The 14,478-nt window shown below is 63.5% G+C and carries 13 protein-coding genes; 10 read left to right on the top strand and 3 right to left on the bottom strand.

Annotated features, from left to right (window positions below):
* Positions 1-114 precede the first annotated feature (114 nt).
* Positions 115-1,755 carry an MFS transporter gene (locus OKW39_RS34535; protein WP_429564678.1) on the top strand — a complete coding sequence of 547 codons (1,641 nt, stop codon included), beginning with the start codon at positions 115-117 and terminating at the stop codon, positions 1,753-1,755.
* Positions 1,756-1,765: 10 nt separating this feature from the next.
* Here OKW39_RS34535 and OKW39_RS34530 read toward each other — a convergent pair whose 3' ends face one another.
* A complete protein-coding gene (locus tag OKW39_RS34530; protein WP_429564677.1) occupies positions 1,766-2,158 on the bottom strand; it encodes a hypothetical protein in 393 nt (130 codons plus the stop codon).
* A 93-nt stretch (positions 2,159-2,251) separates the two neighbouring features.
* Entirely contained in the window at positions 2,252-3,247 is a 996-nt protein-coding gene (locus OKW39_RS34525; protein ID WP_429564676.1) for an aldo/keto reductase, read from the bottom strand.
* A 234-nt stretch (positions 3,248-3,481) separates the two neighbouring features.
* Between OKW39_RS34525 and OKW39_RS34520 the strand changes: the two genes are divergently transcribed.
* The 8 genes from OKW39_RS34520 (at position 3,482) to OKW39_RS34485 (ending at position 11,776) form a co-directional block, all read left to right on the top strand.
* Positions 3,482-4,114 (top strand): isochorismatase family cysteine hydrolase, encoded by a 633-nt coding sequence (locus OKW39_RS34520; protein ID WP_429364564.1) that lies wholly within the window; start codon positions 3,482-3,484, stop codon positions 4,112-4,114.
* Between the two features lie 213 nt (positions 4,115-4,327).
* Positions 4,328-4,840, top strand: a complete 513-nt coding sequence (locus tag OKW39_RS34515) for a hypothetical protein (protein WP_429364562.1) — start codon at positions 4,328-4,330, stop codon at positions 4,838-4,840.
* Positions 4,841-5,021: 181 nt separating this feature from the next.
* Positions 5,022-5,867, top strand: a complete 846-nt coding sequence (locus tag OKW39_RS34510; protein WP_429564675.1) for a helix-turn-helix domain-containing protein — start codon at positions 5,022-5,024, stop codon at positions 5,865-5,867.
* A 44-nt stretch (positions 5,868-5,911) separates the two neighbouring features.
* A complete protein-coding gene (locus OKW39_RS34505; protein ID WP_090807737.1) occupies positions 5,912-6,319 on the top strand; it encodes a DUF2000 domain-containing protein in 408 nt (135 codons plus the stop codon).
* 547 nt (positions 6,320-6,866) lie between these two features.
* Complete coding sequence (locus OKW39_RS34500; RefSeq protein ID WP_429564674.1) at positions 6,867-8,258, top strand: class I SAM-dependent methyltransferase; 1,392 nt, start codon at positions 6,867-6,869, stop codon at positions 8,256-8,258.
* A gap of 22 nt (positions 8,259-8,280) precedes the next feature.
* Positions 8,281-9,636 carry a sensor histidine kinase gene (locus OKW39_RS34495; RefSeq protein ID WP_090807732.1) on the top strand — a complete coding sequence of 452 codons (1,356 nt, stop codon included), beginning with the start codon at positions 8,281-8,283 and terminating at the stop codon, positions 9,634-9,636.
* Positions 9,637-9,644: 8 nt separating this feature from the next.
* Positions 9,645-10,769 carry an ATP-binding protein gene (locus OKW39_RS34490; protein WP_429333300.1) on the top strand — a complete coding sequence of 375 codons (1,125 nt, stop codon included), beginning with the start codon at positions 9,645-9,647 and terminating at the stop codon, positions 10,767-10,769.
* A complete protein-coding gene (locus OKW39_RS34485) occupies positions 10,769-11,776 on the top strand; it encodes a response regulator (protein WP_429564673.1) in 1,008 nt (335 codons plus the stop codon). Before OKW39_RS34490 ends, OKW39_RS34485 begins: the two co-directional genes overlap by 1 nt.
* Positions 11,777-11,892: 116 nt before the next feature.
* On the opposite strand, the gene OKW39_RS34480 is transcribed toward OKW39_RS34485, so the two are convergent.
* Positions 11,893-12,783: a 2OG-Fe(II) oxygenase gene (locus OKW39_RS34480; RefSeq protein ID WP_429564672.1), complete on the bottom strand. Its 891-nt coding sequence runs from the start codon at positions 12,781-12,783 to the stop codon at positions 11,893-11,895.
* Between the two features lie 441 nt (positions 12,784-13,224).
* On the opposite strand from OKW39_RS34480, the gene OKW39_RS34475 reads away from it, so the two are divergent.
* On the top strand, positions 13,225-14,472 hold the full coding sequence (locus OKW39_RS34475) for an efflux RND transporter periplasmic adaptor subunit (RefSeq protein ID WP_429564671.1): 1,248 nt from the start codon (positions 13,225-13,227) through the stop codon (positions 14,470-14,472).
* Positions 14,473-14,478 lie beyond the last annotated feature (6 nt).

The following is a 14,478-nucleotide window of genomic DNA, read 5'->3' as shown; positions in this document are numbered from 1 at the left end:
CCTGGATCAGCCCCCTCCCTTTCTCTTCAAGCACTTACCCGCGTCTTCTCCTCCATGTAGGCTTAAGTAAGTGCCATTCGCTCTAAGTCTTCATCGACCAGCACGGGAGCGAACGTGGCCGACCCTGATCATCCTGGTAGCAAGCCGAGGACGGCGCACATCATCGCCGCGCAGGCGAGCCCGTGCGACGAGCTCGTCATCCGCACGCAGCCCGTCACGACCGGCCGCCCGTGCCAGCGCAAGCGCCTCGCGCTGGCCGCGACGATCGGTGGTTCGAGCATGGCGTTCATCGATGGCTCCGTCGTCAACGTCGCGCTGCCGGCCATTCAGAGCGAACTCGGCGCGAGCGTCGCGGCGATGCAGTGGGTCGTCAACGCGTATCTGCTGTTTCTCGGCTCCCTCGTGCTGGTCGGCGGATCGATGGGCGACAAGCTCGGCCGGCGCACGGTGTTCATCGCGGGCGTCGCGCTTTTCACGCTGGCGTCGGCCGCTTGCGGGTTTGCACCGAATACCTTTGCGCTGGTCGCCGCGCGCGCGGTTCAAGGCATCGGCGCGTCACTGCTGGTACCCAGCAGTCTCGCGATCATCGGCGCGGTGTTCGACGACGCAGCGCGCGGACGGGCAATCGGCACCTGGGCGGGCGTCGGCGCGATCACGTCGGCCGTGGGGCCGGTGGCGGGCGGCTGGCTCGTCGACGCGTGGTCGTGGCGCGCGATCTTCTTCCTGAACGTCCCGCTCGCGGCGCTGACGATCGCGCTCGCCATATCGGCGGTGCCCAACAGCCACGGGGCCGATGCGCCTGGACAGCTCGACTGGCCCGGCGCACTGAGCGCAGCCACGGGCCTCGCCGCGCTGACGTTCGGCCTGACCGAAGCATCGGCGCGTGGCTTCGCGCATCCGCTCGTATTCTGTGCGATTGGCGCCGGCGTGCTGATGCTCGCCGCATTCGTGACCATTGAGGCGCGCAGCCCCAACCCGATGATGCCGCTCGACCTGTTTCGCTCGCGCGACTTCGCCGGCGCCAACCTCGTCACACTGCTGCTTTACTTCGGCCTTGGCGGCACGTTCTTTTTCCTGCCGTTCACGTTGATCCGCGCGCATGGCTACACCGCGACCGAAGCGGGAGCGGCGCTGTTGCCGGTGCCTTTCATCATCGGTTTGCTATCGCGCTTCACTGGCGGTCTGACTAGCCGCTTCGGTTCGCGCGCGCTGCTGACCGTTGGCCCGGGCGTCGCCGGCGTCGGGTTCACGTTGCTGGGGCTGCCGTTCGTGCGCGGCAGCTATTGGGCTGAATTCTTCCCTGCGCTCGTCGTGCTCGGGCTCGGCATGACGATCACCGTCGCGCCGCTTACCACGACCGTGATGGGCGCGGTGCCGAGCGACCGCACAGGCGTGGCGTCCGGCATCAATAACGCCGTTGCGCGCGTGGCGGGCCTGCTGGCGATTGCGGTGCTCGGCATCGTATTCGTGTGGTCGCACCACGCGGCGCTATCAGCGCGCCTCGACGAACTGCATGTGCCGCAAGATACGCGCCAGATCGGGCAATTGCTGGCGCCGGTCGAGCAAGCGGGAGGGGCGGCGGGCGACTCGCATACGCCGCGCGAGACATCCGTGGCGCGCGCGCAAGCCGATGCGATGACCGATGCGCTGCGGGCCGTCGCGCTCGTCTGCGCCGCGTGTGCGTTCGCCGGAGCGGGGCTTGCGATGGCCACCATCCAGCCGCTGAAACGGCCGGCGGTGGCGCGCCCGGAGTGAGATACGAAACTCAGTGGTGAACAGGCCGCACCGGGGACCCCGTCGGCCGGATCACCGCGGCCGCTCGCGCCTCGATTCTTGCCGCCGACGAAGTCGGTTGATGTGGCGCGCTGTCGTACCCGTTCATTTGTTCATCGATGACAAAATCCGCGACTCTCATCGCGTCCATCGCGTTGCCGTCCACGTCGTTCCACTCGCGAATCGCGCGATTGACCTTGGTTAGCGCGGTGACAGCAAGCAGTATGGCGTCGGTCTCGGTGATCTTGCCTTCGAGATCATCGACGAGGTAGTCCGCAACACGTCGAGCCGCGCCGATCAGATTGCTGTCGTCGCTCAAGTCCGTCAGTACCGCATGAACCACTGCGAGGCAAGCATCTTTGCGTGCAAGTGCGATGTCTGTCATGAGGTTCTCCAGAGTCGAGGTGCAAACACAATTTATTCCGGGTGCTCCCTGCATGTCGAATGCGCCCACCGCGAAGCCGCCACCGCGTTGCCTTTACCAGCGCTGGTGGACGTGCGGCGCGATATGGCGCTGATACACATCCCGGACCCGTTGCATTACCTCGTCGGACAGCGGCGCGAGGCTCGCGGCCGAGACGTTCGACGCCGCCTGGGCCGCGTTTTTACTGCCCGGGATGATGACGGAGACGGCATCCTCCATCAGAATCCAGCGCAGAGCCAGCTGCGCCATGGAGGCGTTCACGGGTACCAGGCCGCGCAGTTCATCGACCGCTTGCAACGCGACGTCGTAGGGCACGCCGGAGAACGTTTCGCCGACGTCGAACGCCTCGCCATGCCGATTGAATGCACGATGGTCGTCTGATGCAAAAGTCGAATCGGCGGACATCTTGCCCGTGAGCATGCCGCTGGCCAGAGGCACTCGCGCGATGACCGCAACGTCTTTCTTTTGCGCTTGCCTGAAGAACAGATCGGATGGACGCTGACGGAACATGTTGTAGATGATCTGCACCGAAACCACGTTCGGATATTCGATCGCCTTCAGCGCTTCTTCCACCTTTTCGACCGACACGCCGTAGTAGCGGATCTTGCCGGCGGCGACGAAGTCGTCCATTGCGTCGAACACCTCGGGACGGTAGTAAACCTCCGTCGGCGGGCAATGCAGCTGGACCAGGTCGAGCGTGTCGACGCCGAGATTCGAGCGACTCCGGTCGATGAAAGCTTCGAGCTCGCGCTTGTTCAGATAGCCGCCGGTCACATGCGGGTCGAGTCGGCGCCCGAGCTTGGTGGCGACAATCGGACGTTCGCCGCCTCGTTGCCGCAGCACGTCGCGGATGATCCGTTCGGAGCGACCATCGCCGTAGACATCGGCCGTGTCGATGAACGTGACACCGTTATCGAGCGCGGCATTTAGCGCGGCCTTGGCGTCATCTTCCGCAACACTGCCCCACGAGCCGCCGATCGCCCATGCCCCAAAACCGATTTCCGACACATTCCAGCCGGTACGACCAAATTTTCTCGTCGAAAGCGTCATTTGGATGCTCATCCTCTATTTTTTTAGCGAAGTTGCGTCGCAGGTGGTTCATGACCCTTGCGGGAGCGCCGGCGACCTTTGTACATAGTGTAGCAAGCGGGCAGGGCCGTTGAAGTAGGGTATGCGTCCGGGCGGAATCGATGATCACCCGCGCGATGCGATGAAGTATGATTTCCACGGCATCGAAGCGGCCGCTCCGACAACAGGACGTGAAACCCGGATGAAGGAGGCGTGATGACAACCAACGCAGGTTCTGACGGCACCGCGAACGACGGGCTCGGCGGCACTCGCACGAGTGCACGGATTCCGGCCATCGCACCATCGCGAACCGCGCTTGTCGTCATGCACTACCAGACCGACATTCTCGGACTCTTTCCGTCGGTCGCGCCCGCCTTGCTCGCCAATACGCGCAGCTTATGCGACGCGGCCCGGGCCAAAGGCGTCAGCGTCTATTTCGCCAACCTCAGGTTCAGTCCGGGCTATCCGGAAGTCAGCCCGTTGAACAGGAATGGGCAGGGAATCAAAAGTCTTGGCCTCTTCCTCGCAGACCGGATCGCGCCAGAGTTGGGCCAGCAGGCCAACGAACCGCTCGTCATCGCGCATCGTGCGAGCGTGTTCTTCGGCACCGATCTGGAGGCGAAGCTTTCGGAGCAAGGTATCGATTCGCTGATCATGGTCGGCATCGCGTCGACCGGAGTCGTGCTCTCCTCGGTCGCGTACGCCAGCGACGCGGACTTCCGCCTGTATACGGTGAAGGATTGCTGTTACGACCCGGACCAGGTGGTCCACGAGCATCTGTTTTCTACCGCATTCGATTCACGCACAACGGTGCTGTCACTGGCGGACGCGTTACTGCTGCTCGCGTAGACCAATATCGCCAGCTCGATTACGTCTTTCCCCGGCGTTCCGTTGGTTTCGCTACGAATAAACCCCGCTATCGCAGCAGCGCTTTCGGGCCGCCCGGCGTGACCGAGTAACCGTCGGTGCATGCCGTATTCGGCGATCACGATGAGTTACTCGCCACATCGGCATATGATTTGCTGGCTGATACTGGAAGAGAAACCAACCGGATGACAAAACGTGGCGCCGAAAACAACGGGCATCGCCCCGCTCCAGATGTTCGAAAGCGTCGTGATCCGGTTATACGACGGCGGCGTCCTGTCGCCGGCCGTGCTCGAACGTGTGATCGGCGCCTTCGCGCAAGCGGATGTCGACTGGCATGACACGGTGGAGGGCCGCTCCGTCGACGGTCGTTCACTGTACGAAATCGTCGCGCTGACGATGCTGCCGGGACAACCTGTCCGATCGGCATCGGCATCGTTCATGACCGTGATCGAACACATCGCGGGCGTCGCGCCGGATACGGACGAGAAAGCAGCGCAGCCAAAAACCGCGCGACGCAAAAAAACCGCGCCGCCCGTGGATGAAACGGACGCGGAGTCGGAGTCCGAATCGCAAGAACTGCTTGCGCAATTGTCGGGCGACGGACGATCCAGCAAGCGCCGCCGCGCGACCGAACAGGATCGGCCGGCGGGTTCGCGCGGGTATAACCCGTTCGTCAACGCACGGCCACCGCGTTCGAAGAAGCCGTGACGCTGGTTGCCTTCGTCGACAGGAACGGTCGTTGGCATCGTCGTTCTGGTCGGCGACGAGCGGGTGAGTTGCACTGACATCGGAGGACGTCTCGCCGACGGGGGCGTTGGCCCGACCCGATTCCCCCGCTGCCGTACACTATCCGCTGGCCGCATCGCCCGCTGCCCGCCAGCTCCAACCCATGCCCACTTCACTCAGTCCCGCCAACTGGCTAATCGCCCGCCGCGATGCCGAAACCGGCATCGAGAGCCTGCGCGCGCATTTCGGCGGCCACGCCTACGATCCGCACGATCACGACGACATTTTGATCGGCTATACGGAGCAGGGCGTGCAACGCTTCCAGTGTCATCGGTCGTTGCACACGAGCGTGCCGGGCCGCGCGATCCTGATCGAGCCCGGCGCGCTGCACGACGGTCACGCGCCAGAGGCGGCCGGCTTCACCTACGCGATGCTGTATCTGCCGCAAACCTGGGTCGAGCGCGCGGCGCGGCGGCTCGATCTGCCGGGACTGGCCGGCGTCGAGGCGGCGTTCGGCCATACGCTGGTCGACGACCGTGCGCTCATCGATGCGATCGGCCAGGCCTTCGCCGCGATCTACGGCAACGAGGGCCGGCTCGCGCGCGACCAGACGCTCGATCGTCTGCTGCTGCAACTCGGCGCCCAGCTACGCGATGCGCCGCTGACCGGCGACCCCGCCGCGTCACCTGCGATCACGCGGGTGCGCGATCTGTTGCACGAACACATGGACGGCAATCTCGGGCTCGACGAACTCGCCGAAGTTGCCGGCATCGACCGGTTCAGGTTGACGCGTCTGTTTCAGCGCGCGTTCGGCACCTCGCCGCACGCGTATCTGGTGCGCTTGCGCCTGCGCGCCGCGCGGCGCCTGCTCGCGACCGGCCGCACGCCCGCGCAGGTCGCCGCCGAAGTCGGCTTCGCGGATCAGAGCCATCTCGGCCGCTGGTTTCGTCGGGCGTACCGCATGACGCCGGCGGCGTACCGGCAGATGTGCACAAACGTTCCAGACTGATCGCGCGGCATCGTCGATCATGAGCGGCTCAACGAGGAGTCATCATGTTCGATACCAAAGTGGCGCTGATCGTGCGCAGCGATCTCGCGGTCTGGCAGAAGCTCAATGTGGTCGCGTTTCTCGCGACCGGTGTGGCGGCCGCGGCGCCCGATGCGCTGGGTGAACCCTACGAGGATGCCGCCGGGCACCGCTACGGCCGCATGCTCGGCCAGCCGATGATGGTGTTCGCCGCCGACCGGTTCGGTCTGCAGGGCGCGCATCGGCAGGCGTTGTCGCGCGAGCTCGGAATTGTGCCGTATGTGCACGCGATGTTTTCGACGGGGCATGACGCGGCGAATCGCGCAGTCTTTCGCGCCGAGGACGCGGCGAATCTCGATCTCGTCGGTCTCGCACTGCACGGACCGAAGAAAGCCGTCGATAAGGCCGTGAAAGGTTTGGCCTTGCACGAATGAGTCAACGAGTGCGCGAGCCGCTCGATTGTCGACGGTACTCGCGCCGAACTCTAAAAGAAAAACGTTTGCCGCGCCGGACGCGAATTGCGTTAAAAAAGGCTTATTCGGAGAATGCACGGGGCATATCCAAAGGGCATAGATCAGAAAGGCACAAGTAACGCACCCCCTCAATAGCGGATCGTGCCGCCATCGTGGCAATGCGATTGCAAGTCGTTGTCGAGAAACGAATTGTCGGCGATTGCCCCCGTGCGCTCGCCAACTCGTTTCAAATGGTACTTTGCAAAAACGGCTTTCTACAGCACGGACATGCTCGCAAGAAATCCTTGCATATACGTTTCATCCTGAATTTGAACTCAGTCAGAATTGAACGTGTTGATGTTACACTGCAACCCGCTGGAGCCATTCTGGCAAAGGGCTTTGGTGTTTCCAGCTCAACTGTGGTTTGAAACGCGTCCACGACTTGTCGCCGGTGTCGTGCGTGCGGCAGCCATTCACTGGACTTCTCCAACACCCTGCTGCGTTCCCGGATTCCTCAGGTACTAATACCGTGTACTCTCAAACGCAAATCGACCCGGTGATCAGCTTCCGCAACTCGCAGCGCGAGCACGTGCGTGGGACGATCATTAACCTCCAGAGAAAGTCTTTGGTCATGGAGGTCTATAACCCCTATTCCATCGTGCAGGTCAGCGAGGTGTTAAGCGAGCTGAGCGTGCGCATGGGCACCAAGAATGCCTATCTCGGCAAGGCGGTGGTGGTGAGTCTGGTGAACACCGGTCTGACCGCGGTGGTTTCGCTGGCACTCATCGACGAATGGCGCGAGCTTAGCGTTCTGCCCAATGAAGCGAAATCGGTCGGCCGGGAAGCAGAACTCTTTATTAGCGACTGGGACGCGCGCTTCAATATCCGGCGCGACTATCAGATCGTCGTGAACGAGATGCGCGCATTCCTGTCGGAAGTGTCGCGCTGGGTCGAGCAGGTCGACCTGACCGAGAGCTTGCCGAAGACCGAAGAAGGCAGGCTGCGCGAGGACCTGTTCTACGAGCTCGCCACGCCGATCATGCTCAAGATCAAGTTCTTCCTCGACCGCCTGGAGGAAGAGGCCGAGCGCGTCGACGCCGAGACCGCACCCGTGCATCGCACGTATGCGCAAGCGGCACTGCATCCGTTGCTGCTGCGCGCGCCATTCGTCTACCGCACGTTCACCAAGCCGCTCGGCTATGCCGGCGACTACGAGATGGTCAACCAGATCCTTAGCGATCCGCAGCAGGGACCGACCACATACTTCCAGATCGTCAATACCGCGTTCCTGCACGCGGCGGTCGCGACTGCGCACCGCAACCGCATCACGCTGCTGATCGACTTTCTGACGCGTCAGGCCGAAGCGGCGCGCGCTGCGGGCAGGCCGTTGCGCATCCTCAACGTCGGTTGCGGGCCCGCTTTCGAGATCCAGCGCTTCGTGCGCGAATATCCGCATCCGGAGCTGCTGTCGTTCGAGCTGGTCGACTTCAGCGAGGAAACGCTGGCGTTTACGAAGGACGCGATCGAAAGCTCGGCGAATGCCGCGGGCCATAAAGCCTCGGTGCAAATGGTGCATCAGTCGGTGCACGATCTGCTCAAGCGTAAAATTTCAACGGACCCCTCCGCGCGCGAATTCGACGCGGTGTACTGCGCGGGTCTGTTCGACTATCTGTCGGACAAGGTCTGCGCGCGTCTCCTGAGTTACTTCGCCGCTCGCACGCGAGCTGGCGGCAAGTTGCTGGTCACCAACGTCCATTCGGCGAATCCGGAGAAGTACGGGATGGAGCATCTGCTCGAGTGGTATCTGATTTATCGGAACGAAAGCGGCATGAGCTCGCTGCTTCCCGCCAACTCCACTGACCAGAAGCTCTACGTCGACGAGACCGGGGTGAATGTGTTCGCGGAAGCCACGATCCTCTGAAACCGTGTCGACATCCCTTTTCATGACTACCAGTCCCCTGCAGAGCGGCTATCAAACCGAGCTGGCCGACTTTCGCGTCACGTTCAGCCGGGGCGGCGCGTGCACAGCGATTGCGCTCGTGCTGCTCGGCGTGGGGCTGGATTACGCGCAGTATCCGCAGTATCAGACGTCGTTCGCGCTCGCGCGCCTGCTCGTGTCGTTGATGATCGGCGGTATCATCGCCTTGCTCGACACCAGCATGGGGCGGCGGCTTACTCCATGGCTGACGCTGTCCTGGCTGCTGCTGCCGCAGGCGATGATTTCATGGATGATCTGGCGCACCGATGGTGTTCTGTCGCCCTACTACATGGGCCTGAATCTGGCCATCTTCGCGTCCGGCATTGCGTTGCCATTCGGTCTGTGGCAAAACCTCGTGTTCGGCGTGCTGTCCTGCTTTCTGTATCTGCTGGCCTGCCTGTTGCCTCCGCATGACGGCGTGCCGCTCGGCACGATGACCGTCAATGTTCTGCTCCTTCTGTTCGCCGCTGCCGCAAGTGCGGTCTACACGTTTTTCAACGAACGTGTGCGCTTCATGCTGTTTCGCCTGAAGGCCGAGGTGTCCGAGAAAAACGCGGAGGTCTCCGCGAAGAACGCCGAACTCGAAGTGATCAATCGGCAGTTGCTCGACATCAAGGGCCAACTGCTGCAGCAGGAAAAAATGGCGGCGATCGGTACGCTCGCGGCCGGCCTGCTGCACGAAGTGAACAACCCGGTGAACTTCTGTCTGATGGCAATCGAGGTTGCGCTGGAAGAGCCGATCTCGAAGAAGGAGCCGACGCTGCAGGAATGTCTGGTCGATGCGCGGCAGGGCATGCAGCGGATCCAGCACATCGTGTCGGACCTGAAGACGTTCGCGTATCGCAAGCCCGGCGCCGAGGCGGAGCTGGGCACGCCGTTCCTGTTCGAAAAGGCGCTCGATTCGGCGATCCGGCTCGTCGGGCATGAATTGCGGGGCGTCACCGTCACGCGCGAGCTGCCCGCGGATACGCTGGTGCAGGGCGACGAGGCGGCCATCATCGGCGTGCTGATCAACCTGCTGTCGAATGCGGTGCTGGCGATGCGCAAGGCGGGCACGCCCGCGCCGGCGATTCATGTCAACGTCAGATGGACCGAAGACCGCCTGCATGTGACGGTAAAAGACAACGGGCCGGGCATCGCGCCGGAGCATCTCGCGCGCGTGTTCGAGCCATTTTTTACCACCCGCGAAGTGGGACAAGGCCTGGGCCTCGGGCTGTCGATCAGCTATGCGGTGATCGAGCGTCATGGCGGCCTGCTGTTTGCTGAGAGCGAGCAGGGAAGTTGGGCGTCATTCAGTTTCGATCTGTCGCCCGCACCCTGAGAAATACCATGAATGACATCCGACAGACACAGCCCACTCTTCTCTACGTCGATGACGAAGAGTTGGCCTGCAAATATTTCGCGCGCACCGTAGGTGCCGATTACGAGGTCCTGCTCGCGACGAGCAGCGACGAGGCGATCGCTATCCTCGAGCAGGACAACGCCCGCATCGCGGTGCTGGTCACGGACTTCCGCATGCCGGGGCGTGACGGTGGCGACCTGCTGCGCCAGGTGGCGCTGGAATATCCGCACATCGTGCGGATTCTGGTCACTGCTTATGCAGACGTCGAGATGTTATTGCAGACGGTCAACACCGGCGAGGTGTTCCGCATCCTCGAAAAGCCGCTGAAGCCGGCGGCAGTGCGCGATACGCTGCAACTGGCGTTTGATCGTTACCACGAACGCGCGATGCAGAATCAGCGCCTGATCGCCATCGACGAAACCCTGGCGTTCATCGCGCACGAACTGAACACGCCGCTCGCGGCGATCGCGTTGAACGCGCACAGCATCGAAGATCGCATCGACGCGGAGCGCGATGCGGAAGGCGAAATTCTCGGCGCCGCGAAATCGATGCGCGAGAGCGCGCAGTACTGCATGGCGGTGGTGTCGTCCTTCTGGCGCTCGGTGCACAATGGGCGGCGCCGGCAACTGGAGGGCGACGAGGCGCGCATCGAGAGTACCGCGCATGGGCTGATCTCGGCGTTGCTCGATACGTATCCGTTTACGACCGCGCAGCGCTCGTGGGTGCAGGTCGACGTCGACAGCGACTTTGCCGTGCTCACGCAACCGAATTGCGTGGCGCTCGTGCTGTCGTCGCTGTTGTCCAACGCGTTGCGCGCGCTCGCGGATGTGCCGTCGCCGTCGGTGCGCTTTACCGTGACAACGGAACCCCACCCGAGCATCGGCATCTGCGACAACGGGCCGGGAATTCCGCCCGAGATCAAAGACCGCCTGTTGACGGACCCAATTACAACGCACGCGAAATCCGGGGGGAACGGCTTGGGCCTGATTCTATGCAACCGTGTCATGCAGTCCTGTGGCGGCGGACTCAGGATCGAGTCCACGTCGTGGGGAGGCACCACCGTAGTGCTGGATTTCCCCCATATCAAAGGTCAAACGCACAGGAGTTGTTGATGAACGAAGCAAAAGCCACAGAGGAGTTGGCGCCGGCGATCATTTTCGTCGATGACGAAGCTACCGCCGTAAAGTACTTCCAGCGTGCCATCGGAAGCCTGGCGCCGGTCCTGACTGGCGGCTCGGTGGAAGAGGGCAAGGCGCTGCTCGACGAGCACGGCGACAGGGTGGGGGTGCTGGTTTCCGACCAGCGTATGCCGGGCGAGTTCGGCAACGAGCTGCTGCGCTATGCGAGCGAGCGCTTTCCGCATGTCGTGCGGATCCTGACCACCGCGTATTCGGAAATCGATCAGACCGTCGCGGCCGTCAACCTCGGTCATATCCATCGCTACATCAAGAAGCCTTGGGACATCACGGCGCTGCGCATGGAGCTGAAGCAGGCGCTCGAGCTGGCCGAGCTGCGCAAGGAGCGCGACACGCTGGTGCGCGAGAAGCTGGGCGTGCTGCAAAAGCAGGTGGTCGCCACTCGCATCGGTCTGGTGCGTTCGCTGTCGGCCACGCTGATCGGGCCCGAGCGCTTTCAGCCGGTCGAGACGTATCTCGCCGCAGCGGTACTCGCCGACGTGCCGAACTCCGAGCCGGACTGGCTGCTGCAGGACTACTCCGATCTGATCGCGGCCGAGAGTGCCCGCAGCGGCGCGTTCGGTCATACGGTGGCCGCGCACCTCGCCACGCTGCGTAACCGTCACGGCAGCGCGAGCGTGACTGCGAGCGACGCACTGACGACGCTGGCCGGGGTATTTTCCGAGGCAGGCATCAATGTGCGCCGCGAAGGCGATGGTCTCGTGTGCGACCAGCCGGCCACACTCGCGGAGTTTCTCGCGGAGCCGGGCAACACCGCGGTGTCGAGCGGGCACGCGGTATGGCTGGCGAGCCTTCTGTGGCTCGACGGCAATGACGTTGCACTGCAGCCGGCCAGTGAAGGCGATGCGATCGCGTTCCGGCCGGCGCAGCGCGGTAGCGAGTTCGCCGCCGATCGCCTTGCCACGTGGATCGAGCAGTTCTGATTACCTTGCTTCGAGGGCGCGGCGTCTGACGCGCCCATCCTGCTACCGGCTTCGCGCTGCAGCCCGCCGCGGCTAGCAGCGCGACGCTGCAAGCGTTGCCTGTCAGGCCTGACTTCTCAAGCCTGAACGCGCGGCGCGAAGCGCCGCGTACGAATCCATTTGGTCGCCACCCACTTGTCGCCCGTGCGCAGCGGCGTGCTCGCGTGCAGCGAGCTCGGATCGCACAGCCCGTAGCGGTTCCCATATTCGAAGTAGAGCGCGTGCCCGCGCTGCGGTGCGACCGACCAGCCAAGCTGCGGAAACACCGTCTCACCGCCGCCTTCGACGTCTTTCAGATACATCAGCAGCGTGCCCATGCGCTGGCCGCTGCGCGCGATCGACTCACGATTCGCTTCGTTGCTCGTCATCTGATAGTCGACGTGCGGCGTCGACTCCGCGCCTTCCTCATAGTGCAGCATTTGCAGGCCTTCGCCGTTTTCGACCGGGGTTGCCGTGAGTTCCGCGATGCGCGCCTCGATGCGCGAGATCAACGGCGTCTCGCCCAAACGGAAAAACATCCCGTGACTGCTTCGATGACCGGCGATCACATCGCGGCCGGTCACTGGATCGACGACGGCCGACCGGTCGAGCCGCGGCTGTGCGAGCGCGATCAGCTGCTCGCATTCATCGGCACTCAGGAAATTGGCGATGTGCACGGCGGCCGGTCGTTGCAGCCGCGACAGCACGCGCACCTTGCGCTCGCCGAGTTGGATCAGCGGAGCGTCGGGCACGCGCAGCGGCTCGGGCTGGTAGCTGAGCGGCGCGCTGCCGACTTCGAGCTTGTCGCCGGGCAGCGCCATACCGTACAGGAACGCCGATGCGACCGCATCGACCATCGCCGACGCGAGCTCGGCCGCGTTGTCGCGGTTTACCAGTTCGTTGACGATCGCTTGGGGCGCGACGCCGCGCGAAAGGTTGGCGGCGATCCAGTCGCGGACTTCGGCTGGGAAATTGACGGTGATGGACATCGGGGCGAGGTTGTGGGGTGTCGTGACAGTCGCGGCGCGCGCGACGCTGGCTCGCGATGATAGCGGACGATTGTGACGATTCTGGACGCACGGCCCGGTTGCCAGTTGGCTGTCGTCTGTTACCGCATATTGCGATGTCCCGCCCGGCCCATAACTCTGCCCATGCGGGTGTCCGCCCCCACGTGCCGCCCGATCGATGCCCCGGACTCTTCAAGCGGGCAACATGTTGCGCCCCTGTAACTCAAGGCCGGCGCAAGCCGGTTACATTCACGCATGCCCGTATTCAAGCCCTCGCCCCATTTCCTTACGTCTTCATAACAACACGTCCGGAGGCGTTCGACTGATGACAACGCGCGTGAACCATGGCACTTTTGCGCAGTCCCGTCAGCGGACGAGCTTCCAACCGAGTATCGACACCAATATCCGTTCCCGGAGATCAACATGAGCGAAACCGTGTCCCCGCCGCCAAAGCGCTCCCGACGCGGGCTCATCATCTTCGCGGTTGTCGTGCTCATGCTGGTCGCGCTCGTCGTGATTCATCTGATGACGCGCAAGAAGCCGGTGCGCGAGAACGCGGCGATCGTCGTCACCGTCGCGCAGGCGACGCTCGGTTCGATGCCGGTCACACTGAGCGAGCTCGGCACCGTCACGCCGATCGCAACCGTGACCGTGCTGCCGCAGCTGAGCGGCTATCTGACCGAAGTCGGCTATCAAGAAGGCCAGGAGGTGCAAAAAGGCCAGTTCCTCGCGCAGATCGATCCGCGCCAGTATCAGATCAGCAAGCAGCAGGCGGAAGCGACGCTCGCGAAAGACCGCGCGTCGCTCGCGCAGGCGCGCGCCGATCTCGAGCGCTATACGCAGTTGAACGAACGCAAGTCGATCGCGCAGCAAACCTTCGCGGATCAGCAATTCCTCGTGCAGCAGGACGAAGCGGCGGTGAAGGTCGACCTCGCCAACATCGCCCAATTCGATCTCGACCTCGCCTATTGCCGCATCACCGCGCCGATTGCGGGCAAGGTCGGCTTGCGGCTCGTCGATCCGGGCAACTACGTGACCGCGTCGTCGTCGACGGGCATCGTCGTCATCACGACCGTGAAGCCGACCACGGTGCAGTTCACGGTGTCGCAGGATTCGCTCGCGTCGATCGTGCAGCGTCTCGCCACCGGCGCGAAGCTGCCGGTCACCGCGTATTCGAGCGATAACTCGCGCGAGATCGCGACCGGCACGCTGTACGCGGTCAGCAACCAGATGGCGACCGCGACCGGCACCGTCACCTTGCGCGCGACCTTCGCGAACGACGACGAAACGCTGTTCCCGAACGAGTTCGTCAACGTGAAGCTGCTCGTCGACACGATGCAGAACGCGGTGCTCGTGCCGACCGCCGCGGTACAGTCCGGCGCGCCGGGCGACTTCGTCTATCTGGTCAATCCGGACAGCACGGTGTCCGTGCACAAGGTCAAGCTCGGACCGGGCGACGGCAAGAACACGGTGATCGTGTCGGGACTCGCGGCCGGCAACCCGGTCGTGACGGACGGCATGGATCGTCTGAACGACGGCGCGAAGATCCAGCCGGCGCATCCGAAGTCCGCCGCCGGCCCGAAAGCGCCCGCCGCCGCGTCCGAAGCCGCGCCGGCGTCGAGCGCGGCGGCATCGCCTGCGCCGGCCGCGTCCGAAGCCGCCTCGTCGTAACGGACC

This window comes from Paraburkholderia sp. MM6662-R1 (assembly GCF_050436245.1).
Classification (GTDB): Bacteria; Pseudomonadota; Gammaproteobacteria; order Burkholderiales; family Burkholderiaceae; genus Paraburkholderia; species Paraburkholderia tuberum.
Note: the sequence above shows the minus strand (reverse complement) of the source record. Positions and strands in the feature narration are given on the sequence as shown.